Origin of the sequence: Pseudomonas quasicaspiana (genome assembly GCF_021147825.1) — a bacterium.
In the GTDB taxonomy this organism is placed as follows: Bacteria; Pseudomonadota; Gammaproteobacteria; order Pseudomonadales; family Pseudomonadaceae; genus Aquipseudomonas; species Aquipseudomonas quasicaspiana.
Window position 1 is genome coordinate 51703 of sequence record NZ_JAGTPI010000025.1, and the last position, 26469, is coordinate 78171.

The following is a 26469-nucleotide window of genomic DNA, read 5'->3' on the forward strand; positions in this document are numbered from 1 at the left end:
ATTGATGACACATGGGCTCCCCGGCCCGTTTTCGAGGCTACGGCGGCGTCGCTGGCAGCGCGGTTAATGACCTAAACAGGATACGAATATGGCTAGTTTTATTTCTTCGTTGACCACCGCGCAAATTGCCGCCTTGAGTACAACAACCATTGCGGGACTCGGTACCGTTGACATTGCAGCCATGAGTACAGCTCAGGTTGCAGCGCTCACGACTGCGCAGATCGCTGTGATTACCAAGGCAAACGTTGCCGCTCTGTCCACTGTGCAAATTCCAGCGCTGACCACAGGTCAGATTGTTGCGCTGACCACTGCACAAATCCCGTCGCTGACCACCGCTCAGGTGGCTAACCTGACCACTGCTCAAGTGGCAGCGTTCGAAACAGCCGATGTCGCTGCGTTGACCGTGACAGCCGTCGCCGCGTTGACCACTGCACAGACTGCCGCGCTGACCACCGCTCAGGTCGTGGCGCTGACCACTGCACAAGTAGCAGCACTGAAAGTGACTCAAGTCGCCGCGCTGACCACCACCCAGGTGGCGGCCATGCAGACTGCCGATGTTGCCTCGCTGACTACCGCCCAGGTCGTGGCGCTGACCACTGCACAAGTGGCAAGCCTGACCACTGCTCAGGTTGCTGCACTCAAAGCCGCCCAAGTCACCGCGCTGGAAACCGCTGACGTAGCGGCTCTGACCACAGATCAAATCGTCGCGCTGACCACTGCTCAGGTAGTGGCTCTGAAGGCTACGCAAATTGCTGCCCTGAGCACTGCGCAAGTGGCGGCTCTGGAAACTGCTGATGTAGCGGCTTTGACAGCCGTGCAAGTTGCAGCCTTGACCACCGCTCAAGCGGCTGCTCTGACTACCGCACAAATCGTCGCACTGACCTCTGCTCAGGTTGCCGCGCTGACGACTGCGCAAGTAGCCAACCTGACCACCACCCAAGTGGCTGCTTTGCAGACCGCTGACCTCGGTGGCCTGACCACTGCTGGCGTCGTGGCGCTGACTACCGCTCAAGTGGCTGCTCTGACCACCGCTCAGGTTGCTTCACTTAAAGTTGCTCAGATTGCCGCGCTGGAAACCGCTGATGTAGCGGCCCTGACCACTGCGCAAATCGTGGCCCTGACCACTGCCCAAGTGGTTGCATTGAAAGCCACCCAAATCGCAGCACTGACCACTACGCAACTGGCGGCTCTGGAAACTGCTGATATTGCAGCGTTGACCCCTGTACAAGTCGCAGGCCTGACCACGACTCAAGCAGCGGCGCTGACCACTGCACAGATCGTCGCTTTGACCTCCGCTCAAGTGGCTGCACTGACCACCGCTCAAGTCTCAAACCTGACCACTACTCAAGTGGCTGCCCTGCAGACTAACGACATCATCGGCTTGACCACCGCTGGCATCGTGGCCCTGACTACCGCTCAGGTTGCTGCCCTGACCACCGCCCAGGTTGCTGCACTGAGCGTGACTCAGGTTGCTGCACTGCAAACCGCTGATGCTGCTGCGCTGACCACCGACCAGGTCGTGGCGCTGACCACCGCTCAAGTAGCGGCGCTGACCACCGCCCAGGTTGCCAACCTGACTACCACTCAAGTGGCAGCCATGCAGACAGCTGATGTCGCTTCGCTGACTACGGCTGGCATTGTCGCGTTGGGCACCGCTCAAGTAGCTGCGTTGACCACTGCACAGGTTGCAGCACTTAAAGTCGCTCAGATTGCCGCGCTGGAAACCGCTGATGTAGCGGCCCTGACCACCGCGCAAATCGTTGCTTTGACCACCGCCCAGATCGGCGCTCTGAAAGCCACGCAAATTGCCGCGCTGACCACCACTCAACTGGCAGCACTGGAAACGGCTGACATTGCAGCGCTGACCCCTGCTCAGATCGCTGGTCTGACCACTACTCAGGCTGCTGCACTCACGACTGCACAGATCGTTGCCTTGAGCTCGGCTCAAGTGGCTGCATTGACGACTGCTCAAGTCGCCAACCTGACCACCACCCAAGTGGCGGCCTTGCAGACCAACGACATCATCGGCTTGACCACCGCAGGCATCGTGGCGTTGACCACTGCTCAGGTTGCTGCGCTGACGACTGCTCAGGTTGCCGCACTGAGCCTGACTCAGGTAGCTGCACTGCAAACCGTTGATGCTGCTGCGTTGACCACCGACCAGATCGTTGCGTTGACTACCGCTCAAGTAGCGGCGTTGACCACCGCCCAGGTTGCCAACCTGACTACCACTCAAGTGGCAGCCATGCAGACAGCTGACATCGCTTCGCTGACTACGGCTGGTGTTGTCGCATTGAGCACCGCTCAAGTAGCAGCGCTGACCACTGCACAGGTTGCTGCACTGAAAGCGACTCAGATCGCGGCCTTGACCACTGCTGATGTGGCAGCCCTGACCACTGCGCAAATCGTGGCTCTGACTACCGCACAAGTTGTTGCGCTGAAAGCTACGCAGATCGCAGCCCTGACCACTGCGCAAGTGGCGGCCCTGGAAACTGCCGATATCGCCGCGCTGACTCCAGCTTCTGTTGCAGCTCTGACCACCACTCAAGCAGCGGCTCTGACCACGGCACAAATCGTGGCCCTGACCTCTGCCCAGGTTGCAGCGCTGACGACCGCTCAGGTCGCCAACCTGACCACCACCCAAGTGGCGGCGATTCAGACTGCTGATATTGGCGGCCTGACCACCGCTGGCGTAGTGGCTCTGACCACCGCGCAGGTAGCTGCCCTGACCACTGCTCAGGTTGGTGCTCTGAAAGTTACTCAGATTGCCGCACTGGAAACCGCTGACGTAGCGGCCCTGACTACCGCTCAAGTCGTCGCACTGACCACAGCACAAATCGTTGCGCTGAAAGCCACGCAAATCGCAGCCTTGACCACCGCGCAACTGGCGGCTCTGGAAACTGCTGATATCGCAGCTTTGACTACTGCACAAATCGCAGGCCTGACCACGGCTCAAGCGGCAGCGTTGAGCACCGCTCAGATCGTGGCCCTGACCTCTGCCCAGGTCGGCGCACTGACCACTGCTCAAGTGGCTAACCTGACCACTGCGCAGGTAGCAGCCATTCAGACTGCCGATATCGGCGGCCTGACCACTGCTGGTATCGTGGCGTTGACCACCGATCAAGTCGCGGCCCTGACTACGGCGCAAGTCGCAGCTCTGAAAGTGACCCAGATCGCGGCGATGCAAACTGCTGATGTAGCAGCGTTGACCACCGCCCAGATCGTTGCCTTGACCACTGGCCAAGTAGCAGCCTTGACCACCGCTCAGGTTGCCAACCTGACTACCGCTCAAGTGGCAGCCCTGGAAACAGCTGATGTGGGTTCGTTGACCACCGCAGGCATCGTGGCCTTGACCACCGGTCAAGTCGCAGCTCTGACCACGGCACAGGTTGCAGCGTTGAAAGTGACTCAGATCGCAGCCCTGGAAACCGCTGATGTGGCCGCTCTGACCACCGGCCAGGTTGTGGCATTGACCACGGCCCAGATCGTAGCGCTGAAGGCTACTCAAATCGCAGCCCTGACCACCGCGCAAGTAGCGGCTCTGGAAACTGCCGATGTAGCAGCTTTGACAGCGGTGCAAGTTGCAGCGTTGACCACCACGCAAGCGGCGGCCCTGACCACTGCGCAAGTCGCAGCGCTGAGCTCTGCCCAGATCGCAGCATTGACGACTGCCCAAGTGGCTAACCTGACCACCACGCAAGTGGCGGCCATTCAGACTGCCGATATCGGCGGCCTGACCACTGCTGGCATCGTTGCTTTGACCACCGCTCAAGTAGCAGCCCTGACCACTGCACAAGTTGCAGCGTTGAAAGTGACTCAGATTGCAGCACTGCAAACGGCTGATGCCGCTGCGCTGACCACCGACCAGATCGTTGCGTTGACTACCGCTCAAGTGGCGGCATTGACCACTGCTCAGGTTGCAAACCTGACTACCACTCAAGTGGCAGCCATGCAGACGGCCGATATTGCCTCACTGACTACCGCAGGCATCGTGGCTTTGACTACTGCCCAAGTAGCTGCACTGACCACTGCACAAGTTGCAGCGCTCAATGTGGCTCAGGTCGCAGCTCTGGAAACTGCCGATGTGGCGGCTCTGACCACCGGTCAGGTCGTGGCGTTGACTACCGCACAAGTAGCGGCGTTGAAAGCTACGCAAATCGCAGCCCTGACCACCGCACAAGTGGCGGCTCTGGAAACTGCTGATGTTGCAGCGCTGACAGCGGTACAGGTTGCAGCGTTGACCACTGCTCAGGCAGCGGCCCTGACCACGGCGCAAATCGTGGCTCTGAGCTCTACTCAGGTTGCAGCGTTGACCACTGCTCAAGTGGCTAACCTGACCACCACGCAAGTGGCGGCCTTGCAGACCAACGACATCGTTGGCCTGACCACTGCCGGCGTCGTAGCGCTGACTACTGCTCAAGTTGCTGCGCTGACCACCGCTCAGGTTGCCGCACTGACCGTGATCCAGATTGCTGCCCTGCAAACTGCTGATGCTGCTGCTCTGACCACCGACCAGATCGTGGCCTTGACCACCGCTCAAGTGGCAGCGTTGAGCACGGCTCAGGTTGCAAACCTGACTACCACGCAAGTGGCAGCCATGCAGACTGCCGACATCGGCTCACTGACCACCGCCGGCATCGTCGCGTTGACCACCGCACAAGTGGCTAACCTGACCACTGCACAAGTTGCAGCGCTGAAAGTGACTCAGATCGCAGCTCTGGAAACCGCAGATGTGGCGGCTCTGACCACCGGTCAGATCGTGGCACTGACCACCGCACAGGTAGCGGCTCTGAAAGCTACGCAAATCGCAGCCATGACCACCGCGCAAGTGGCGGCTCTGGAAACTGCTGATATTGCCGCGCTGCCAGTGACCTCCATTGCAGCCCTGACCACTGCTCAAGCGGCGGCCCTGACCACGGCGCAAATCGTGGCCCTGACCTCTGCCCAGGTTGCAGCGCTGACCACCGCTCAGGTGGCCAACCTGACCACCACGCAAGTGGCGGCTCTGGAGACAGCGGATATCGACTCCCTGACTACTGCAGGTGTCGTAGCCCTGACCACCGCTCAAGTGGCTGCTCTGAGCACTGCTCAGGTTGCAGCGCTGAAAGTGACTCAGATCGCGGCCATGGAAACTGCTGATATAGCGGCCCTGACCACAGCGCATATCGTGGCCTTGAGCACTGCACAAGTCGCGGCCTTGAAGCCAACGCAAATAGCAGCCCTGACCACCACGCAAGTGGCGGCTCTGGAAACTGCCGATATCGGTGCGCTGACCTCGGCTCAACTGGTTGCACTGACCACGGCTCAGGTTGCAGCACTGACCACTGCGCAGATCGTTGCACTGAAACCGACCCAGATCAGCGCACTGGAAACCGCCGATGTGGCGGCCCTGACCACGGCTCAGGTCGCGGCGATCGAGACGACAGACATGGCGGCGCTGACTACCGCTCAAGTCGCCGCCTTGACCACCACTCAGGTTCAGGCTCTGACCACGGCGCAACTGTCGCACCTGGATATGACTCAGGTCGATTCGTTCACCACGGCACAACTGCAAGCGATGACTGCCACCCAGATCGACGCGCTGGCCCTGTCCACGCCGCTGGTTCTGGATCTCAACGGTGACGGAGTGCAAACCTCGCACCTGACCTCAGGCGTGAAGTTCGACCTGAACGCTGATGGCGTGAAGGAAACGACTGGCTGGACTGCCGGTGGTGATGGTCTGTTGACCATCGACCTGAACGGCGATGGCAAGGTCAACGATGGTTCCGAGCTGTTCGGTTCTTCGTTCAAACTGGCGGATGGTTCGCTGGCCAAAGACGGCTTCGAAGCACTGAAAAGCCTGGACAGCAACCACGATGGTGTCGTCAACAGTTCTGACGCACTCTTCGCGTCGCTGCAGGTCTGGGTCGATGCCAACAACGATGGCATCAGCGACAAGGGCGAGATGTTCCACCTGAGCGACCTGGGTATCACCCAGTTCAACCTGGGTGCCAGCACGATCACCGAGTTGAACCATGGCAACCTGCTTGGCCTGGAAAGCACCTACGAAACCAGTGATGGTCAGACGCATACCGTTGCCGACGTGTGGTTCCGCACTGACGCAAACGGCAATCAGAACATCGATCTGACACAGCTGAATCCGAAAACCGTGGGTGCTCATACTCTGGGCGCTATCGACCTCGCGGCAGATGGTGGCAAGGCGACGACTCTGACTGTTGATGCCAAGACGGTCAGCGAACTCGGCAAGGCTGGTCAGGTTGATGTTGCTGGCAACGGTGCCGCGGCACCGGTGCAAATGATCATCAACGGCGACAGCCATGACACAGTCAACATCAATGGCGCCAGTGGCGAATGGCATGCGGGCGGTACCACAACAGTTGATGGCGCGAGCTACAACGTCTTCAACGATGGTAATGTTCAACTGCTGGTCGCAACGGATGTTCATACCTGGGTTCACTGATATTCAGTGCTAGACCTTGATTGACCTGATACCGGGCTCGCGAGAGCCCGGTATTTTTTTGGTGGAGACTGTCACTCGAATGCTTACAGAGAACCTTGATAGCCCGGACCTCGATGTCATGCTGGCTGCCGCCCTGGAGTTGGCCAAAGGTGTCGCGCTACAACCCATGCAGCTACTTGCGGCCGCCGACCGACTCAACGCAGCGCTGCGCTTTACCGATGTTGCGGCCCTTTATCAAACCTGGTTGGGGCACTGTCAGTCCTCGATCAACTACATTATTCAGTTCAACTTCGGTGTCACACTGACCAGTCTGGGTCAGCTTGCGGCCGCCGAAGCTGCTTACCGCGCTGCCATTGCCCAGAACCCGGAGTTTGCTCAGGCCTGGTTCAATCTGGGAACCATCCTTGAGCGCCAGAAAAAACCTCAGGAGGCCCTGGCAACCTGGCAGTCCATGCTTGACGACAAACGGGTCGATCCGCAGGCGAGCCGTGATTTGTACCTGATGGTGTGCAACGGCCTGGGGCGTTTGCTGGAGGAAACCCGCCAGCTACAGCCCTCCGAAGCCATTCTGCGTACCAGCCTGGAGGTTGATCCTGTTCAGCCCAAGGTTATTCAGCACTGGGTGCATTTGCGCCAGAAGCAATGTGTCTGGCCTGTGTACCAACCGCCTCAGGGCTTGACCGTAGGCGACCTGCTCAAAGCGTCCTCGCCTCTGGCGTTGCTTGCGGGCAGCGACGATCCGGGCTTGCAGTTGGCGGCAGCGGTTCACTTCGTCAAGGAGCGCGTCAACGTACGGGTTCCGGCCCTGGCACCGACTCAGGGGTATGCCCATCCGAAACTGCGTATCGGCTTTCTGTCATCCGACTTCTGCCTCCATGCGGTGTCGCTGCTGACCGTTGAGCTGTTCGAGCTGATCGATCGAGCGCGCTTTGAGGTGTACGGTTTTTGCTGGAGTCGCGAAGACGGTTCGCCGTTGCGCGAGCGAGTGAAAAACGCGATGGATCACTTTATACGGATCGGCGACATGAGCGACGCGGCAGCGGCGCAGTGCATCCGCAATCATGAAATCGACATCCTGATTGACCTGCACGGCCTGACTTCCGGTGCCCGCGCAGACATCCCGGCCTATCGTCCGGCGCCTGTGCAGATGACCTATCTTGGTTTCCCCGGCACCACCGGCCTGCCTTGCATTGATTACGTCATCGCTGACCGCTACCTGATCCCGGATAGCGTCAAGCCTTACTACAGCGAGAAGCCACTTTACCTGGCGCAGATCTATCAATGCAGTGACCGGCAACGCCCGGTCGCGACACTGCCGAGCCGAGCCGAATGCGGCTTGCCTGAAGATCGCTTTGTGTTCTGCTCCTTCAACAACAACTACAAGTTCAATGAAGAGGTGTTCGACTGCTGGATGCGCATTCTCACGCGCGCTCCCGACAGTGTGTTGTGGTTATTGGCAGACAATCCCTGGGCACAGAAAAACCTGTGCGAGCGTGCGCAGCAGCAGGGTGTAGACCCGGCTCGTCTGCTCTTCGCCCCGCGGGTTGCCCCCCCTGAATACCTGGCGCGGTACACCGCAGCGGATCTGTTTCTCGATGCTTATCCGTTCAATGCAGGGACGACAGCCAACGATGCGCTATGGATGGGCCTGCCGGTTCTGACACGTTCCGGTCGCACCTTTGCCTCGCGTATGGCGGGTAGTCTGCTGACTGCGCTGGAGTTGCCTGAGTTGATCACGACAACGCTGGAGGACTACGAAGAACGTGCTGTGCAACTGGCGACCCAGGCCGATCTGTTGCCCGGATTGCGCCAGCGTTTGCAGGAGGGGAGAACGACGTCCGCGCTGTTCGATACACCGGCTTTCGTCCGGGATTTCGAAGACGCCATCAGCAGCGTTGCGCTGAGAACCGCTTAGGTTTTGATGGGCCTGGCGTACGACCTGTAGGAGCTGCCGAAGGCTGCGATGGTGGTCTGTCAGGATAACTGCTTCGCAGCCTTCGGCAGCTCCTACAGGAAATGCATTTCAAATTAAAAGAATGGCGTTTGATTGACACGCCATTGCTCTGTGCCCTGACACGGCGCTAACCGGTAGGAGCGAACTTGTTCGCGAAGCGGCAGGCCTGATTCACCGCTTAAGCCCTATCGCCAACAAGTTGCTCCTACAGAAAAGTACTCCAGGTCAGGCAGTTGCAGGGTTCAACCAAGCCATTTCAGAACAGCTCCTGAACCTTCTGCAGCTGGCTGCGGGTCATTTGTCCGGTGCGGGTGTGCAGGTTCACGTAGCTGAGCAACATCGCGAGCTTGGTATCGAGCAGGTCGCGTTTGGCCGAGTACAGACGCTGCTGAGCGTCCAGAATCTCCACAGTCGAACGAACGCCAGCCTGATAGCCTTTCTCGGCTGAGGTCAGGGCAATCTGGCTTGAGCGCACAGCCGTGACCAGTGCTTTGCTTTTCTCGAACCCTGCCACTACCCCAAGGTAATTGGTCTCGACGTCTTCAGTCAGTTGCTGGAGTTGCGCGTCGTAACTGGAACGGGCGCTTTCCAGGGCTGCGCGGGCTTTTTCGGATGAAGCACTGATGCCGCCGCCCTGATACAGAGGAATATCGATCACTACGCCCAGGTAGTACGTGGACTGGCGCTGGGAGTAGTCGTTGGTATCACTCTGATCAACCCGAGCCAGACGGCCGCTCAGCGCAACGGTCGGGTAGTGACCGGACTTTTGCAGCTTTAGATTGGCTTCGGCGACCTTGACCGAAGCGCGGCTGACGCCAAGCGTAGCGCCGGCCTGGTCGGCCTTGAGCATCCAGTAATCAAGGTCTTCCTCCGGCGCGAGCAAGGCGGTTGCCGGAGACTTTTCCTGCATTTCGGGAATGTTTCCTACCGTCAGCCCGGAGCGGCCCGCCAGTTTACGCAGTGCCGCCCGACGTCGGGCTTGCAGTTCGATTTCCTGGGCGCGTGTCGAATCCAGTCGGGCCTGGGCTTCTTCCATGTCTGTCACTGTGCCTTCACCGGCTTCATATAGACGCTTGGATTGCTTGGCCAAGGCTTCGATGGACGCTTTTTGCTGTGTGGTCAGCTTCAGTTCGTTTTCCACTTGGGCGATGTCGAAATAAGCTTGTACTACGCGGTCGAACAGACCTTGTCCGGCGCCTTCATATTGCGCTTCGCCCAGTTTTGCCCGGGCTTTTGCCTGCTCATAGGACGCCCAGCGGCCCTTGTCGAACAGCGGCTGGCTGACTGAAAGCGCGATGCTGTCGGCGGAGTACTGATCATCTGAGTTGTTGTTTGGCGTTCGCTTTTCGAGCTGCCCGCCATGGCCATATCGGGAGTTGATGGCGACCTGTGGCAGCAAACCACTGCGACCAATGGCGATTTCCTCGCGCGACGCTGCATAGTCATGGTCGGCGACCTTGTACGTCGCATCGTTCAGCCTTGATGCATCGTAAAGCGCCACCAGCGATAACGAATCATCCGCCGCCAGAAGTTGGCAGGACCAGAGCAGTGAGAGAACAGCTAGACGTGTGCGCACTGTCATTCTTCCTTGAAAGCACCGGCCATACGCTCGGCAACCGGCTGCATCAGGTAGTTGGCCAGGGTCCGCTCGCCGGTCTTGACCAGCACTTCGGCCTGCATGCCCGGCTTGATATCGAGCCCTAGATCGCGCAGGTGAATGACGTCCTGCGGGCTCACGGACACTTCAACTGCGAAGTACGGAGAATTGGTTTTTTCGTCGACCAATTGGTCGGCCGATACGGTGGACACGGTGCCGACGATCACAGGCGTGTGTACTCGCTGTAATGAGCCGAATCGCAGGTCGACCTTAAGCCCAGGCTTGAGTCGGTCAGCCATCATTGGCGGGAATTGAGCTTTGACGACCCAGCTGGAACCCTGCGGGACGATATCCATCAGGCGTTGGCCCGCCGGTGCAATGCCACCGACGGTGTGCACCGCCAGACTCATGATCTGACCCGCCACCGGGGCCACAATCGACGCGCTCTGCACTTCGAATTCGAACGCTTTGATTTGATCCCTCAGGCTCGATGTCTGCGCCGAAACCTGAGTGAGCTGAGACTCAGCGTCGCTGCGGAAGATCTGGCCTTGCTGCAGCGCCTTGAGCTTGCTCTCGTTGATAGCCTGGCGGGTGCGACCGATGTCGGAAATGGTCGAGGCCAGTTGGGCGCCCAGTTGCGCGGCATTACTTTCAGCTTCGAACAGGCGATTGCGCGGCAGATAGCCTTCGCGAGCCAGCTCACGCAACCCATTGAGTTCCTGCTGCTGGAACTGGAATTGAGCCGCGTGGTTGCGTTTGATCTCTTCGTAACCAGCCAGCTGCTCGTTAAACGAGGCGATTTCGTGGTCGTTGATTTTCATCCTGCTGTTCAGTTCAGCGCGGCGTGTAGCAAATAGATAGCCTTGCAGTTCCATTGCCGAGCGGGCACGGGGATCGTTTTCCCTGGCCAGCAATTCCGGGGACCACTGAATATCCTTGCGATCAAGGCGCTCGGCGATCAACCGGTCTTCCACGGCACGTGCGCTGATCCATTGCCCCAGTGCTACATCCAGCTGTGATTGGGTCTGGACGATATTGAGCTGCACGACCACCTGACCTTGTGTCACCAGGTCGCCTTCACGAACCAGAATTCGATCGATCATGCCCCCAGTGCGTGACTGGACGGTTTTGCGTTCACCGGCAACCGTTACGGTGCCGCTGCCGACCACGCCGCGGTCAAGCGGCGCGAAACCGGCCCACAGGAAAAATCCGCCCAGACCCAGGATCAAAAACCATACGCCAATCCGGGCAATGCCCGCGGCATCAGCATCCGGCGCTGGCGGAGGGGTCAACATGTCATTTTGACTGGCTTGCATTGACGCCTCCGGTGTCCTGGCTGGTGGGTTCGACGGGTTTTTGCACGGGAGTCGGCACCAGAGTTTTCATTACCTGATCCCGTGGACCGAACAGGTGCTGCACGCCGTCCCTGAGGAACAGCAATTTGTCGACTACCCCCAGAATGTTCGGCCGATGGGTCACCAGCACCACCGTGGAACCAGCGTTTTTCAGGATGCGCACGGCTTTGACGAGAGCAGCCTCACCAGCATCATCCAGATTGGAATTGGGCTCATCGAGCACCACCAGAGGAGGCTGGCCATACAGTGCCCGGGCGAGACCGATACGTTGTTTCTGCCCGCCGGACAGACCCAGCCCGCCCACGCCCAACAGCGTGTCGTAACCCTTGGGGAAGTGCAGAATCATTTCGTTGATGCCGGCCAGTTGCGCCGCCTCGATGACTTTCGCCGAGTCCACTTCGCCAAACCGGGCGATATTTTCGGCGATGGTTCCGTCAAACAGCTCGATGTCCTGTGGCAGATAGCCCAGATATGGCCCCAGCGCCTCGCGCGACCATTGGCTGACTTCTGCGCTGTCCAGGCGTACCGAACCGTGATTGGCGGGCCAGATGCCGACCATGGCCCGCGCCAGGGAAGATTTACCCGAGGCGCTTGGGCCGATGATCGCCAGAACTTCGCCTTTGGCGAGTTTGAACGTCACGCCGTTCACAGCCGGTACTTTCATGCCCGGTGGAGTGATCACCAGTTTGTCGATGCTCAGCGCACCGGTCGGTGCTGGCAGAGGCATTGGTTGCGGGGCCTTGGGAAATTCATTGAGCAGACGATTCAAGCGTTCATAACTGCTCTTGGTATTGCCCATCTGCTTCCATGAGCCGATCAGCGCTTCGGCCGGTGCCATTGCTCGCCCGAGCAAAACCGATACGGCAATCATCACACCAGCTGAAATCTGGTTTTCCATGACCAGCACGGCACCCAAGCCCAGCGCCAGGGATTGCCAGGTCATGCGTACAAAACGTGAGAGTGCGGCAATCCGCGAGCTGCGATCGCTGGCTTCGCCTTGTTCAGTAATGACGCGCTGCTGGACATTGAACCAGCGACGCCGCAAAGGCGTCAGCATGCCCATTGCCTGAATGACTTCCGCGTTCTGCAGTGTGCTGTTTACATAACTTGCCGAGGAAACCGAAAGCCGGTTGGCTTCGCCCATACTGCGGCGGGTGGTCAACTCGTTCCAGATGCCCAGACCGGCAAGGATGAGCGAGCCCACGACGGTAAATACGCCCAGCCATGGGTGGAAGAGAAACGTCGCAATCAGATAGATCGGCAGCCATGGCGCATCGAACAGCGCGATCAATCCGGGGCCGGTGACAAACTGACGAATGTTGTTCAGGTCACTCAGTACCTGTGCCGGGTTGGAGTTGTGTTCCTTCAGGCTACGCAGGAACGCGGCGTCGAATACCCGCTCCCCGAGCTGGGCATCCAGACCTGCGCTCATCTTGATCATGACCTGACCACGGACCCATTCCAGACCACAGCTGACCGCAAAGAAGCACAGCAGTATCAGGCTCAGCATCAGCAGCGTGGTTTCGTTGCGGCTGGTGAGCACGCGATCGAAGACCTGCATCATGTAGATGGAGGGCACCAGCATCAGCAGGTTGATCACGCCGCTGAACAGTGCGAGCACTCCGAAAAGACGGCGATAACGCAGCAGGGCAGCATCGATGTCTCGCTTGGGATCAAGAAAAAATCGCATAGAATCCGTGAGATAGAGAAATGTTAGGGAGAATTCCGGTAGCGCCATGATGAGTGGCGCTACATCACTCACAGTGAATTCAAGGGGTCCGATGCTGGCACTTTGGTGATGATTATCGAGCCCGCGCGTGACCTTGTTCACACTTCTACTTCATCGGCTTGAGGCTCCTGATCTTGAGGCGGCTCGTATCAGGTTCTGTGCCGCTTGACGCACGTGATGAAACGCCAGCGGCGTGCGGTGCGCCGTGGTGTTTGATTTGTCGGCGCTCAAGGCATCTGAGGTGCTTGCCAGCACTGCAATTGCGCTGCCCAGAAACGCTCAAGCCCGGCAGATAGCCGGGCTTGAGGTGTGTGGTGACTAGCTGAGGATCAGACCTTGAAGTGGCTGACCAGCATTTGCAGCTGATTACCCAAGCGGGCAAGTTCAACGCTGGATGCAGCAGTTTCTTCGCTTGCCGAAGCGGTCTGCTCGGAAACATCTCGTACGTTGATGATGCTGCGGCTGATTTCCTCGGCCACTGCACTTTGCTCTTCAGCGGCTGCGGCGATCTGCTGGTTCATCGCCTGAATGTTGGAAACCGTCAGGGTGATGCTTTCCAGCGAGGTACCAGCCTTACGAGTCAGGGTTACGCTGCTTTCGGTCAGTTCACGGCTGCTGAGCATGATGCTTGAAACCTGACGGGTGCCGTTCTGCAAACCGGCGACCAGGGCTTCAATTTCCTCGGTGGACTTCTGAGTGCGCTGCGCCAGGCCGCGAACTTCATCAGCCACCACCGCAAAGCCACGTCCGGCTTCACCGGCACGTGCTGCTTCGATCGCAGCGTTGAGCGCCAGCAGGTTGGTTTGTTCGGCAACGGCCTTGATCACGTCCATGACCTTGCCGATTTTGTCACTTTCCTGTTCAAGCTGGGTCATCGCGTCGGAGGAGCGGCCCACTTCAGCTGCCAGACGCTCGATCTGCACAATGGCTTCGCCAACAACCTTGTCACCGTTACGAGCTTCTTTATCGGCGACCGATGCGGCTTGGGAGGCCTGTTCGGCGTTACGCGCCACTTCCTGCACCGTGGCCGACATTTCGTGCATCGCGGTGGCTACTTGATCGGTCTCGACCTTCTGGCTGTTCACACCGGCGCTGGTCTGTTCGGTAACGGCAGACAGCTCTTCAGCGGCGCTGGCAATTTGCACAACGCTGTCTCGAATATTGCCGATCAGGTCGCGCAGTGTAGTGCCCATGCGCTGAATGCCTTGTTGCAACTCGCCCAATTCATCGCGACGGGTCACCACCATGGTGTGCGACAGATCGCCAGAACCAATGCGCTCTACAACTTCCAGGGTGTCTCTCAGCGGACGAGTAATCTGACGGGTGATGATAATTGCTGCCAATACACCCAGCACCAGTGCAAGCAAGGTGCAGATCAGCTGCATATTGCGGGCGTCGGCGCTCTCGATGTCACGGCGGTCCAGCTGGATTTTGTACATGTCATCGCTGAGCTTGACGATGGTCGCGCCCTGGGTCGTCATGTTCTTGCGCAATACAGCGAGGTTGCCAATGGTGGTCTTGAAGGCCATCAATGAATTGCGGTACTCACCCAGTTCGGCTTCCAGCTGTTTGAGGCGTTCAGCTTGTACGCCGCTGAACGTCGACTGTGTAGCCTGCAGGCCTTTGATCGCGTTCTCGATTTCGCTTAATGCTTTCTGCTCGTTCTCCGGCGTGGTGCTGCCGGTGTAACCACGCGTCGCGTAACGCGCCAGCATCAGGTCCTGTTTGACCTTGCTGATGGCTTGATACTGCTCGAAGCGGCGCTCGTCTTCTGCGCCGAGGCTCAGTACGTCTGCGTAAAGCTGATCAATCAGCGCGGTGCCTTTGTCTGCATGGCCGCCCATTGAATCGCGCGCGCTGTTGCTGGCCTTGTAGCCAGAGCGCATGTCAGCGAGGCCTTTTTCATATTCGGCGATTACAGTGCTCAGTTGCTTCAATAGCGCAATGTTTTCCGGGCTCTTGAAGCTTTTCAGCAGTTTTTCCTGCTGTGCCTTGAAACCGTCCAAAGCGACCTGAACGCTCTGGGCTACAGTGTCGTCGCCGTCGGCAACCATGTATTGCAGGCGTGCGACCCGCAATTTGGTCAATTGGGCATTGAGTTCGGTGATGTCACTCATCCAGTTACTACGGTCGATGAGTTTGCTCAGGCTGTTCCAGCCAGTCAGAGCGAGGATGGCAGTAAAAACAAGCACCAGCCCAAAACCAAGGGCGAGCTTCATGTTGACGCTGATGTTGGCAAACCAGCTGTTCATTGTGTTTCTCCACGAATTTTTTGCTTTGAAGATCAATCACAGCCGGAGCATTATTTTTTTAAGGCAGCGAGGGCATCTGTACAACACCCTATCGGCACTGACTTTCGAACCTTAATGGCCGACCGTCAAAAAGCAGGACAAAGTTTCAAGCAGTTGTTTGATCAGGCTTTTTAGTGTGCTGATTTGTGATCGGACGTCATACTTGTCGAGGAGAATGGTTAATGATTATTGGATCCAATTATCGTGTTTAATAACGGGGTGATTATAACTTTGTATATATGTGCTGAGTGAAACAACTTTATTACGGACAAAATTAAGCCCGGCACTAAGCCGGGCTGTAGAAAAGCAGATCAGAAATCAGCTTAGGCGATTTGCACCTACGCGATCAGCACCATCAGCAGCTACACGGTTTGCACCGACATGGTCAGCACCATCAGCGGCTACACGGTTTGCACCTACGCGGTCAGCACCATCAGCGGCTACACGGTTTGCACCTACGCGGTCAGCACCATCAGCAGCGACACGGTTTGCACCGACGCGGTCAGCACCGTCAGCAGCTACACGGTTTGCACCGACATGATCCGAACCGCCTTCAGCAACTATCGGGGCGTTCAACTGGTTTTGTACATTTACGGCTGGAAGGGCGAAAGCACTTGCAGCCAGCAGGGAGAAGGTAAAGCCAAAAATCACGTTTGAAGTTTTCATGGTAGTTGCTCCAGATCGGTTAGTTGTTAACTCGGTATGGAGGCAATGCTACGCCGCTGGTATTTATTAAGAAGTCAATGCGATTACTACCCATCATCGTCCAAATTGATAGTTGAAAATGTCTCTAAAGGATCTGTCATTCTGGTCGATGACGATATGCACTCATACGGATACATTGCCCTTGAGCTATCAGCCACTGTCTTGCGCGAGCGCGGATAGTGCATCGGGTATCAATGTTCTTTGAATTACCCAACCGGATGGCAGCATGTGAGTAAAGCCCAGGCACCAGCGAGCCGTGACAAGGGCTCGTATAGCACCTTCTTTTTACCTCTCGGGGTGCTGCTCATCGGCGCATTTCTGTCCTATGGCCTGGGGGCACTGGATAACGCACGTCACCGCGACAATGATCGGGCTGGCCTGGCCCTTCAACTCAGCAGTCTCGGCACGCAACTGGCGGAGCGTGTGCGATTTGCGTTCAGCGGCACCGAAGGCATTGCTCAACTCATCAGTATTGACGGGAGTATCTCGCCTCAGCATTTCAGGCGTATAGCACACAGCGCTATTGACGCTGTGCCTTACATTCGCAACATCGTCATCGCGCCCGATGAAGTGATTCTGGATACGTACCCCCTGGCAGGCAATGAAGGCATCATCGGCCTGGACTATCGACGCCTGCTCAACCAGTACCCACTGATAGAAAAAGCCCGCGTGACCGGGGCCGCGTTGCTGGCCGGGCCCTTGACGCTGTATCAGGGGGGCAGGGAATTGATCTATCGCCGTCCTGTTTTCCTCTCTGCACATCGGGAGCATGAGGCTTACTGGGGCGTTATTTCCGTAGTCACCAGTACTGACGCCTTGCTGAAGGCAGCCGGACTTGAAGAGGAGGAAGGGCTGCAAATCGCGTTGCGCGGCCACGATGGCCTCGGTGCTGCAGGTCAGTTGATTTATGGTGATCCAGCTTTGTTCGACAGCGATCCGATCATGGTCGACGTCAGTATCCCCGGTGGCCGCTGGCAGTTGGCGGCCCTGCCCAAAAACGGTTGGGTAGAACGTTCAATCCTTGACTCCTCGCTTTTCCTCCTGGCAATTTCGACGTCCATACTGTTGAGTCTCTTCATTCTGCAGGCCAGTCTGAATCACCGACTTATTCAGCGGCGAAACGCCGAGCTGTGTAAAGAGATTACCGAGCGGGAAGTTGTGACCTCTTCGCTGATACAAAGTGAAGATCGCTTCCGCATGTTGTTCGAGCGTTCACCGGACCCCATCTGGATCAGGGGCCAGGATGGGCGGATCAATCTGGGTAACACTGCCGCAATGAAGGCCTTGGGGTTCGAGGGTGACTCGTTCCCCAGTGTCACCGTGGCCGACATCTCTCCACAGTTCCAGCCTGACGGGCAGTCCTCGGTAGTCAAAGCCGCAGCGCTTCGAGTCGAAGTAGAACGTGAGGGCTCGCTGCGTTTCGAGTGGGATCACAAACGTGTGGATGGCAGCGTGTTTCCAACCGAGGTGACGCTGTGCACCATGCAACTGGCGCAAGAGCTGGTGACTTACGCGATCGTGCGAGACGTTACGGTTCGTAGAGAAGCCGAACGCGGGCTTGAGCGGCTGGCTCACTTCGACTCGGTGACCGGCTTGCCTAACCGTGTGTTGTTTCACACGCAACTGATCCAGGGCATCGAGCAGGCCAAACGTCAGAACAACTGCATGGCCGTGCTGATGCTGGATCTGGATGGCTTCAAGATGGTCAACGACAGCCTGGGCCACCCGATGGGCGATCTGTTGTTGCAGCAGGCCACCCGCCGCTTCGTCGACGCAGCAAGGTTTGGGGATGTTGTCGCTCGACTGGGTGGCGACGAGTTCGGCTTTATCCTTGACGGGCTTGAGTGCGAGGCGGACGTGGTACCGGTGGTGGGCAGGATCCTGCAGTCGCTGCACAAGCCATTCGATCTGGACGGGACCGCCGCGTTAGTGACTGCCAGTATCGGCGTCACGATGTATCCGGAAAACGGCACCACGGCCCAGGCGCTTCTGACCCAGGCCGATACGGCAATGTACGCCGCCAAAGAGGCCGGTCGTGACGATTTCTGTTTCTACCAGCCGCATATGACCACCCTGATTCAGGCGCGGGTGGCGCTGGAGGCAGCGATACGTCAGGCGCTTGAGCGCAATGAATTTGAAGTCTGGTACCAGCCCAAGCGCGATCTGAGAACTGGCAAGGTCGAAGGCGCAGAGGCATTGATTCGCTGGCGCAGCCCGACGCTGGGTCTGGTGTCGCCTGCCGATTTCATCCCGCTGGCTGAGCGCACAGGGTTGATCGTCTCGATCGGCCAATGGGTGCTCGACCAGGTGTGCAGGCAGTCGAGGCTCTGGCTCGACTCCGGGCAGTACAACCAGCACGTGGCAATCAACGTGGCCGTCATGCAAATAGAACGCAGCGATTTTGTCGAGGACGTACGGCTGGCCCTGGCGCGCTATGACTTGCCCGCCCGGGCGCTGGAGGTAGAGGTCACCGAAAGCCTGATCATGAATCGTCAGGAGCTGGCGCACACGGTGCTGAGTCAGCTGCGCAACATGGGCCTGAGCGTAGCCATTGATGACTTTGGTACCGGTTATTCCTCTCTGGCTTACCTGAAAGATTTGCCCATCGACAACCTGAAAATAGACCGCACGTTCATTTCCGGTCTGCCTCATGACAAAGCCTACGTCGCCATCACTCAGGCCGTCATAGAGCTGGGGCATGCGCTGGGCTACACCGTCACCGCCGAAGGTATCGAAACCGTCGAGCAACTGGCGTTCCTGAGCGAGGCAGGGTGTGACACCGGGCAAGGCTATCTGATTAGCCGACCGATGCCGCTGGAAGAGTTTGAAGCCTGGTTGGCTGAGTCTGTGCTGATTTGAAAATCATGGTCTACAGTCAAAATGCCACCATTCATCGGAAGACGTGCACAAACCGCTCGCGCTGCCGACACGAATAGATAAGTGCACGGTCTATCGATGTACTTGACCAAAACTGGAAGGGATATCTGGTCGGTTATAACTGGTTGAACTTTCAGAGCCACGCCTGATGAATAAATCCTTGTTCGCCAATTTGCGAGCGCTCATGTCTGTGCCTCAAGACAACCCTGGATTGGTCAAAGCCCAATACATCGCGTTGTCCCGGCAACTGCCGATGATGTACTTCATCCTGCTGGTCAATACGCTGGTGCTGGCGGGTACTCATTACTCAGTTGCCCCGGCCTGGCTTGCGGTTTATTGCCCGCTGGTCATGACAGTGTTCGGTGTTATCCGTGCCGTGGAGTGGTGGCGTACGCGCACACGCACTGCCAGCCCGGCACAGATGCTGACCGCCCTGAAACGCACGAATCGCCTCGCGCCACTCGTTGCTGCGGGCTTTACAGCCTGGTCGCTGGCGCTGTTTCCTTATGGCGACAGCTACGGTCAGGCTCATGTCGCCTTCTTCATGGCGATTACGGTTATCGCCTGCATCTTCTGCATGATGCATTTGCTTCCTGCGGCGCTGGCAACCACGGTCGTGGTCAATACGGCGTTCGTGGTGTTCTTCGCCTCGACCAACAACATCACATTTATTGCGACCGCGATTGATGTCGTGCTGGTTTCCATCGCGATGCTCGTGATCCTCAAGGCCCAGTACGGCGACTTCAAGCGACTGGTCAACATGCAGGCCAGCACTGAAAGGCTCAGTAACGAGAACCGCCGCCTTGCCAATATGGACAGCCTGACCGGCCTGGCCAATCGTCGACAGTTTTTTTCTTTGCTCGACATCTTGCTTGAAGAAGCTCGGGTACAGGATGCGCGCCTGGCGGTCGGCTTGATCGACCTGGACGGCTTCAAACCGGTCAATGATCTCTACGGCCACAGCATTGGCGACAAGCTGCTGTATCAAGTGGGCCAGCGTTTGACGGGTTTATTGAACGATGGCGTGCATCTGGCTCGACTGGGCGGAGACGAATTTGCGTTGATCATGACCGATGCCAAAAGCGACGAGCAGTTGCGCGCTTTCGGTGAGCTGATCTGTGCACGGATGCGTGAGCCTTTTCTGTTGGTGGATATTCCGATCCAGATCAGCGCTTCAATGGGCATCGCGACCTTTCCCGACCTGGCCGTCAGCGAAACCGAAGTTTACGAATACGCTGACTACGCGCTTTACCAAAGCAAGCGCAACCGACCGGGCACGGTGTGCATGTTCTCCGGTGTACATCGTCAGCAACTGAGTCAGCAGGGTTTGACCGAACAAGCGCTGCGCAGGGCGAACCTGAATGAAGAGTTTCACGTGGTGTTCCAGCCCATCGTCGATATTCATAGCCAGCGAACCGTCGCGTTCGAGGCACTGGCTCGTTGGCGGAGTCCTGAGTTGGGGAATGTGCCGCCCAGTGAGTTCATTCCCATCGCCGAACGTATCGGCATGGTTAACCGCTTGACCGTGCCACTGTTGAGCAAGGCGCTGGAGGCGGCATCGTCCTGGCCTGCCGGTATTCGCCTTTCGTTCAACCTTTCCGCCCATGATTGCGGGTCGGAAGAAGCTGCTCAGGTCATTGTCCAGGCCATCAAAGACAGTGCGTTCGATCCGTCGTGTCTGGATCTGGAAATTACTGAAACCGCGGTGATTCAGGACCTTGCCCAGACCCAGCGGGCCATCGGGTTGTTCCGCAGTCTAGGCTGTGGTATTTCCCTGGATGACTTCGGCACCGGGTACTCAAGCCTGAGCCAGATTCATGCGCTGTCACTGACCAAGCTCAAAGTTGACCGTACGTTTGTGACCGACATCCACCTCAACCCTGCGAGCTTCAAAATCGTCAAATCCTTGGTTGCGTTGTGCCAGGACATGCAGCTTGAATGCATCGTCGAAGGGGTTGAAACGACAGCAGAACTGGGCGCACTGAGGAGCCTTGGCTGCATGTCCGCACAGGGCTACCTGTTTTCGCGACCGATACCGCTGGAGGAGATTGGAGGGTGGTTCGAGCATGAGCAGGTTTCTGCGGCCTAGTTCCTGATTCAAAAGCCTCTGTAGGAGCTGCCGAAGGCTGCGATGGCGGCGTGTCAGGAGTAAATGCTTCGCAGCCTTCGGCAGCTCCTACGGGTATTCGGTGGACATGACTATTCTGCAAACATCACTTCCCGCGACCGCCCCAGCAGCAACCCCTGATTCAACTCCGTCACTTCCCGAATGTAATCCCACAGCACTGTAATCCGCTTGAGCTTGCGCAGATCCTCCCTGCAGTACATCCAGAAGTGCCGGGTGATGTTCACTTCCTCTGCCAGTACCGGTATCAACCGCGAATCCTGGGCAGCAAGAAAACACGGCAAAATCGCCACTGCGCGGCCTTGCAGCGCAGCGAGGTACTGGGCGATGACGCTGGTACTGCGTAACTGAGCCTGAGCGCCGGGGAGCAGGTTGCTGAGGTAAAGCAGCTCCGAGCTGAAGGCCAGATCGTCTACGTAACTGATGAAAGTATGCTCGGCCAGATCCGCCGTGCTGTTGAGCGGTGTGTGGCTGTCCAGGTATTCCTGAGTCGCGTACAGGCGCAGGTTGTAATCGCACAATTTGCAGCAAACATAAGGCCCATGCTCCGGTCGCTCCAGGGCAATGACGATATCGGCTTCACGTTTGGACAGGCTGATGAAGTGCGGCAGCGGCAGGATATCCACCGAGATGTCGGGGTAGTCATCCAGGAAATGGCTAAGCTGCGGCGTAATGAAAAAACTGCCGAAGCCCTCGGTACAGCCGATGCGGATGTGCCCGGACAATGCCAGGCCTGAGCCCGAAACCTGCTCGCAGGCCAAATGCAGCGTACTTTCAATGGATTCCGCGTAGCCCAGCAACCGCTGGCCCTCGGCGGTCAATACGAAACCGTTACCGCGAGACTTTTCGAACAGCAGCGTCCCCAGCGAATTCTCCAGCGACGTGATTCGCCGCGACACCGTTGTGTAATCCACTGCGAGGCGTTTGGCAGCACTGCTTGCCTTGCGGGTACGGGCCACCTCAAGGAAAAACTTCAGGTCATCCCAGTTCAGACTGCTCAGGGAGGTGATGTTTTTTTGCATGTTGGTCCTGCTTTTATGTGCGTTCTTGTTAGAAGTTTGCACATCTATACTCCGATGCAGCCGGTAAACACAGAGCCTGTTGGAATGAATCTGTAGGAGCTGCCGAAGGCTGCGATGGCGGTGTGTCAGGCTTTACGTCTCGCAGCCTTCGGCAGCTCCTACAGGGAATGGATTTCGAAACACGAGGATTGAATTGCCTTAGAGCGTCACCCTGCAACCCCAGGCAACACCCCCACGACATAACACCCTGCACAACAATAAATAAGCGGAGGAGTTTATGAAGGACGCACTCACGGCGGACGCTGGCGCACTCGATGCCGGGCCCGCGAAAAAAGCCAGATCCTATCGCCTTGCCGGTGCCGCGAGCATGGCGGGCACGACCATCGAGTGGTACGACTTTTTCTTGTACGGCACGGCTGCCGCGCTGATCTTCAACAAAATCTTTTTCCCTGCACTGGACCCGATCAGCGGCGTTTTGGCGGCATTTGCCACCTACGCTGTGGGCTTTCTCGGGCGGCCACTGGGCGGGATCATATTCGGGCATTTCGGCGACCGCATCGGGCGCAAATCCATGCTGCTAATGACCCTGATGATGATGGGTATTCCGACGATCATCATCGGCCTGATCCCCACCTATGAACAGATCGGCTATTGGGCGGCGCTGATTCTGGTGGTCATGCGCTTTCTGCAAGGCATGGCGGTGGGAGGCGAGTGGGGCGGTGCGGTGTTGATGGCCGTCGAACATGCGCCTGAAGGCAAAAAAGGCTTCTACGGCAGTTTGCCGCAAACCGGTGTTGGTGCAGGCCTTGTATTGGCAACGCTGGCCATGGGCATGGTCGCCAAATTGCCCGAAGAAGACATGCTCAGCTGGGGCTGGCGGCTGCCGTTCATTGCCAGCATCGTGCTGCTGGGCGTGGGATGGCTGATCCGTCTGAAAGTGCCGGAGTCGCCGGACTTCGAAAAGCTCAAGAAAGACAAAATTGCAGTCAAGGTGCCGCTGCTCAAGGTGCTGCGTGAACACCCGCGGGAAACCCTGACGATCATCGGCGCACGGACTGCCGAGAACGCCTGGTTCTACATGTCAGTGACCTTCGCCCTGGCGTATGCCGCGAATCAGTTGCAGATCCCTCGTGCCGACGTCCTCAACGCGATTACTGCGGGTGCAGCGCTGTCACTGATCACCATGCCGTTTTGCGGCTACCTCTCGGACAAGGTCGGCCAGCGCCGGTTGTACTTCGCCGGTTTATTGCTGCTGTGCGCGTTTGCCTATCCGTTCTTCGCGATGCTCGGCACCCGCGAACCGCTGTTGGTCTGGTGGGCGATGGTGCTGGCGGTGGGTGTGGTGTTCCCGATTCTTTATGCCCCTGAATCATTGCTGTTCGCCCGACAGTTCCCGGCAGAAATTCGCTACAGCGGCATTTCGGTATCGGTGCAACTGGCGGGTGTATTGGGCGGCGGATTCGCACCGATGATCGCCACCAAGCTACTGGCCTATGCCGATGGCAGCCCGCATTACGTGATTGTTTATCTGGTGGGTATGGGCGTTGTGGCGTTGTTCTGCACCGCGCTAATGAAGCGCGATCCGCCTCGACACAGGGTGTCCTGAGCGAGTCCTGAATAACTGTTTGATTAGGAGATTTTCATGAACGCTTCCCCGAACAACAAGAACAACACCGTGGATCGAGTCAAGCTGCTGATCAATGGCGAATGGGTTGAATCGCAAAGCACCGAATGGCACGACATCATCAACCCGGCAACCCAGCACGTGCTGGCTCAAGTGCCGTTTGCCACGACCGGTGAAGTGGATGCCGCAGTGGCCGCCGCGCAGAAGGCTTTTCAGAGCTGGCGTCATACGCCGATTGGTGCGCGGATGCGCATCATGCTCAAGTTGCAGGCGTTGATTCGTGAACACTCGTCGCGCATTGCGGCAGTGCTCAGCGCCGAACAGGGCAAGACCATCGCCGATGCGGAGGGCGATATCTTTCGCGGCCTGGAAGTGGTTGAACACGCCTGCTCCATCGGTAGCCTGCAAATGGGCGAGTTCTCCGAGAACGTCGCAGGCGGTGTTGACACCTACACCTTGCGCCAGCCCTTGGGCGTCTGCGCGGGCATCACACCGTTCAATTTCCCGGCAATGATCCCGTTGTGGATGTTCCCGATGGCCATCGCCTGCGGTAACACCTTCGTGCTCAAGCCCTCCGAGCAGGACCCGATGTCGACCATGTTGCTGGTCGAGCTCGCTGTAGATGCGGGTGTTCCGCCGGGTGTGCTTAACGTGGTGCATGGCGGTAAAGAGGTGGTTGATGCCATTTGCACTCACAAGGACATCAAAGCTGTTTCCTTTGTGGGTTCTACCGCCGTCGGCACCCATGTCTACAACCTGGCCGGTCAACACGGCAAGCGCGTGCAGTCGATGATGGGGGCCAAGAATCACGCAGTGGTGCTGCCTGACGCCAATCGTCAACAAACGCTGAATGCCCTGGTCGGTGCCGGGTTCGGTGCTGCCGGTCAACGCTGTATGGCCACTTCGGTGGTGGTATTGGTCGGCGCGGCGAAGCAATGGCTGCCGGACCTCAAAGCCCTGGCGCAGCAACTCAAGGTTAACGCCGGTAGCGAGGCGGGCACCGATGTTGGGCCGGTGATTTCCAGGCGCGCCAAACAGCGGATTCTGGACCTGATCGAAAGTGGCGTGCGCGAAGGGGCGAAGCTCGAACTGGACGGCCGCGACATTAAGGTGCCGGGTTTTGAGGACGGTAACTTTGTCGGGCCGACGCTGTTCTCTGGTGTCACTACTGAGATGCAGATCTACACCCAGGAAATCTTCGGTCCGGTGCTGGTGGTGCTGGAGGTCGACACGCTGGATCAGGCCATCGCGCTGGTCAACGCCAACCCCTTTGGCAATGGCACCGGCCTGTTCACCCAGAGCGGCGCGGCGGCGCGCAAGTTTCAGAGTGAGATCGACGTTGGGCAGGTGGGGATCAACATCCCGATTCCGGTGCCCGTGCCGTTCTTCAGTTTCACCGGTTCACGCGGTTCCAAACTCGGCGACCTCGGCCCTTACGGCAAACAGGTGGTGCAGTTCTACACTCAGACCAAGACTGTCACCAGTCGCTGGTTTGACGATGACAGTGTGAATGACGGGGTGAATACCACCATAAACCTGAAGTAGAAGGACAACTCTGTGGGAGCTGAGCTTGGTCTGGGCGGCATTCCGACGATAAGGGCACCGCAATTCCCTTTTAAACCGCGTCGCCCTTATCGCGGGCAAGCACCGCTCCCACATGAGATCCGGGTGATTTCGGAATCAGGAGAACAACAATGAAAATCGCATTCATCGGCCTGGGTAACATGGGCGCGCCCATGGCCCGTAATCTGCTCAAGGCCGGGCATCATCTGCATCTGTTCGACCTTAACACCACCATCCTCAATGAGCTGGCTGCATTGGGCGGGCGCATCAGCGAATCGCCGAAACATGCCGCTCAGGGCGCTGAGCTGGTCATTACCATGCTGCCCGCCGCGGCCCATGTGCGCAGCGTGTACCTGAACGAAGACGGCGTGCTCGCAGGCATCGGTCCCGGTGTACCGGCTGTGGACTGCAGCACCATTGATCCGCAGACCATTCGCGACGTTGCGGCTATCGCGGCGAAGCAGGGCGTCAGCCTCGGTGATGCGCCGGTATCGGGCGGTACCGGAGGCGCGCAGGCGGGCACATTGACCTTCATGGTCGGTGCCAGCCACGAGCATTTCGAAACGCTAAAACCAGTGCTGGCGCAAATGGGCAAGAACATCGTCCACTGCGGTGACATCGGCACTGGGCAGATCGCCAAAATCTGCAACAACATGCTGCTGGGCATCTCTATGATCGGCGTCGCTGAGGCCATGGCATTGGGCGATTCGCTGGGCATCGACACTGAGGTGTTGGCGAAAATCATCAACACGTCGACAGGTCGCTGCTGGAGTTCAGAGATGTACAACCCATGGCCAGGCATCGTCGACACCGCGCCTGCTTCCCGAGGTTATACGGGCGGCTTTGGTGCGGAGCTGATGCTCAAGGATCTGGGCCTGGCAACCGAAGCGGCACGCGTCGCCCATCAACCGGTGATCCTTGGCGCAGTGGCGCAGCAGCTTTATCAGGCGATGAGCCTGCGCGGCGAGGGCGGCAAGGACTTCTCGGCGATTGTTGAGGGGTATCGCAAGAAAATCTGAAGCTGATGCCAGACTTGTGTAGGAGATTCTATGTCTGGCTACAATATCTTGTGGGAGTCGCCCCGGTGTCCCTGACACCACGCTGTCGCGCAGCAAACACGGACCCTGTAGGAGCGCGCTTGCCCGCGATTCGGTCTGTCAGTCGATG

13 protein-coding genes are annotated in these 26469 nt (G+C 58.0%); 7 read left to right on the top strand and 6 right to left on the bottom strand.

All coding sequences use genetic code 11. The features are described from left to right. The first annotated feature begins 88 nt into the window (after positions 1–88). Both KDX30_RS16030 and KDX30_RS16035 read left to right on the top strand, forming a co-directional pair. Positions 89–6460 carry a hypothetical protein gene (locus KDX30_RS16030; protein WP_231676883.1) on the top strand — a complete coding sequence of 2124 codons (6372 nt, stop codon included), beginning with the start codon at positions 89–91 and terminating at the stop codon, positions 6458–6460. A gap of 79 nt (positions 6461–6539) precedes the next feature. After that, a complete protein-coding gene (locus tag KDX30_RS16035) occupies positions 6540–8375 on the top strand; it encodes an O-linked N-acetylglucosamine transferase, SPINDLY family protein (protein ID WP_231676884.1) in 1836 nt (611 codons plus the stop codon). A gap of 295 nt (positions 8376–8670) precedes the next feature. Here the strand turns inward: KDX30_RS16035 and KDX30_RS16040 are convergent, their stop codons facing one another. From KDX30_RS16040 to KDX30_RS16060, 5 genes are all read right to left on the bottom strand, one after another. After that, positions 8671–9996, bottom strand: coding sequence for a TolC family outer membrane protein (locus KDX30_RS16040; RefSeq protein WP_122705378.1), 1326 nt, complete (start codon positions 9994–9996; stop codon positions 8671–8673). Continuing rightward, positions 9993–11327, bottom strand: coding sequence for an HlyD family type I secretion periplasmic adaptor subunit (locus KDX30_RS16045; RefSeq protein WP_231676885.1), 1335 nt, complete (start codon positions 11325–11327; stop codon positions 9993–9995). The genes KDX30_RS16040 and KDX30_RS16045 overlap by 4 nt, the downstream gene beginning before the upstream one ends. Beyond that, positions 11308–13056: a type I secretion system permease/ATPase gene (locus KDX30_RS16050; protein WP_231667289.1), complete on the bottom strand. Its 1749-nt coding sequence runs from the start codon at positions 13054–13056 to the stop codon at positions 11308–11310. Before KDX30_RS16050 ends, KDX30_RS16045 begins: the two co-directional genes overlap by 20 nt. Positions 13057–13424: 368 nt before the next feature. Next, the gene (locus KDX30_RS16055) at positions 13425–15314 is read right to left on the bottom strand and encodes a HAMP domain-containing methyl-accepting chemotaxis protein (protein ID WP_406643912.1); all 1890 of its coding nucleotides are present in this window, start codon (positions 15312–15314) and stop codon (positions 13425–13427) included. 390 nt (positions 15315–15704) lie between these two features. Then, complete coding sequence (locus KDX30_RS16060) at positions 15705–16052, bottom strand: hypothetical protein (protein ID WP_231676886.1); 348 nt, start codon at positions 16050–16052, stop codon at positions 15705–15707. Between the two features lie 267 nt (positions 16053–16319). On the opposite strand from KDX30_RS16060, the gene KDX30_RS16065 reads away from it, so the two are divergent. Then, the gene (locus tag KDX30_RS16065; RefSeq protein WP_231676887.1) at positions 16320–18950 is read left to right on the top strand and encodes a bifunctional diguanylate cyclase/phosphodiesterase; all 2631 of its coding nucleotides are present in this window, start codon (positions 16320–16322) and stop codon (positions 18948–18950) included. A 166-nt stretch (positions 18951–19116) separates the two neighbouring features. Continuing rightward, positions 19117–21057, top strand: coding sequence for a putative bifunctional diguanylate cyclase/phosphodiesterase (locus KDX30_RS16070; RefSeq protein WP_406643911.1), 1941 nt, complete (start codon positions 19117–19119; stop codon positions 21055–21057). Between the two features lie 110 nt (positions 21058–21167). Here the strand turns inward: KDX30_RS16070 and KDX30_RS16075 are convergent, their stop codons facing one another. Then, on the bottom strand, positions 21168–22115 hold the full coding sequence (locus KDX30_RS16075; RefSeq protein ID WP_099269025.1) for a LysR family transcriptional regulator: 948 nt from the start codon (positions 22113–22115) through the stop codon (positions 21168–21170). A 277-nt stretch (positions 22116–22392) separates the two neighbouring features. Between KDX30_RS16075 and KDX30_RS16080 the strand changes: the two genes are divergently transcribed. From KDX30_RS16080 to mmsB, 3 genes are all read left to right on the top strand, one after another. Further along, on the top strand, positions 22393–23721 hold the full coding sequence (locus tag KDX30_RS16080) for an MFS transporter (protein ID WP_099269026.1): 1329 nt from the start codon (positions 22393–22395) through the stop codon (positions 23719–23721). A gap of 36 nt (positions 23722–23757) precedes the next feature. Beyond that, entirely contained in the window at positions 23758–25284 is a 1527-nt protein-coding gene (locus tag KDX30_RS16085) for a CoA-acylating methylmalonate-semialdehyde dehydrogenase (protein WP_231676889.1), read from the top strand. 149 nt (positions 25285–25433) lie between these two features. Further along, complete coding sequence (gene mmsB / locus KDX30_RS16090) at positions 25434–26321, top strand: 3-hydroxyisobutyrate dehydrogenase (RefSeq protein ID WP_122705366.1); 888 nt, start codon at positions 25434–25436, stop codon at positions 26319–26321. The last annotated feature ends 148 nt before the right edge of the window (positions 26322–26469 follow it).

What these genes read in the sequence shown, in the direction of transcription:
- KDX30_RS16080 (WP_099269026.1), top strand. Translation starts at nt 22,393, where the DNA reads ATGAAGGACGCACTCACGGCGGACGCTGGCGCACTCGATGCCGGGCCC.
- KDX30_RS16040 (WP_122705378.1), bottom strand. Translation starts at nt 9,996, where the DNA reads ATGACAGTGCGCACACGTCTAGCTGTTCTCTCACTGCTCTGGTCCTGC.
- KDX30_RS16030 (WP_231676883.1), top strand. Translation starts at nt 89, where the DNA reads ATGGCTAGTTTTATTTCTTCGTTGACCACCGCGCAAATTGCCGCCTTG.
- KDX30_RS16060 (WP_231676886.1), bottom strand. Translation starts at nt 16,052, where the DNA reads ATGAAAACTTCAAACGTGATTTTTGGCTTTACCTTCTCCCTGCTGGCT.
- KDX30_RS16075 (WP_099269025.1), bottom strand. Translation starts at nt 22,115, where the DNA reads ATGCAAAAAAACATCACCTCCCTGAGCAGTCTGAACTGGGATGACCTG.
- KDX30_RS16085 (WP_231676889.1), top strand. Translation starts at nt 23,758, where the DNA reads ATGAACGCTTCCCCGAACAACAAGAACAACACCGTGGATCGAGTCAAG.
- KDX30_RS16045 (WP_231676885.1), bottom strand. Translation starts at nt 11,327, where the DNA reads ATGCAAGCCAGTCAAAATGACATGTTGACCCCTCCGCCAGCGCCGGAT.
- KDX30_RS16050 (WP_231667289.1), bottom strand. Translation starts at nt 13,056, where the DNA reads ATGCGATTTTTTCTTGATCCCAAGCGAGACATCGATGCTGCCCTGCTG.
- KDX30_RS16055 (WP_406643912.1), bottom strand. Translation starts at nt 15,314, where the DNA reads ATGAAGCTCGCCCTTGGTTTTGGGCTGGTGCTTGTTTTTACTGCCATC.
- KDX30_RS16035 (WP_231676884.1), top strand. Translation starts at nt 6,540, where the DNA reads ATGCTTACAGAGAACCTTGATAGCCCGGACCTCGATGTCATGCTGGCT.
- mmsB (WP_122705366.1), top strand. Translation starts at nt 25,434, where the DNA reads ATGAAAATCGCATTCATCGGCCTGGGTAACATGGGCGCGCCCATGGCC.
- KDX30_RS16070 (WP_406643911.1), top strand. Translation starts at nt 19,117, where the DNA reads ATGAATAAATCCTTGTTCGCCAATTTGCGAGCGCTCATGTCTGTGCCT.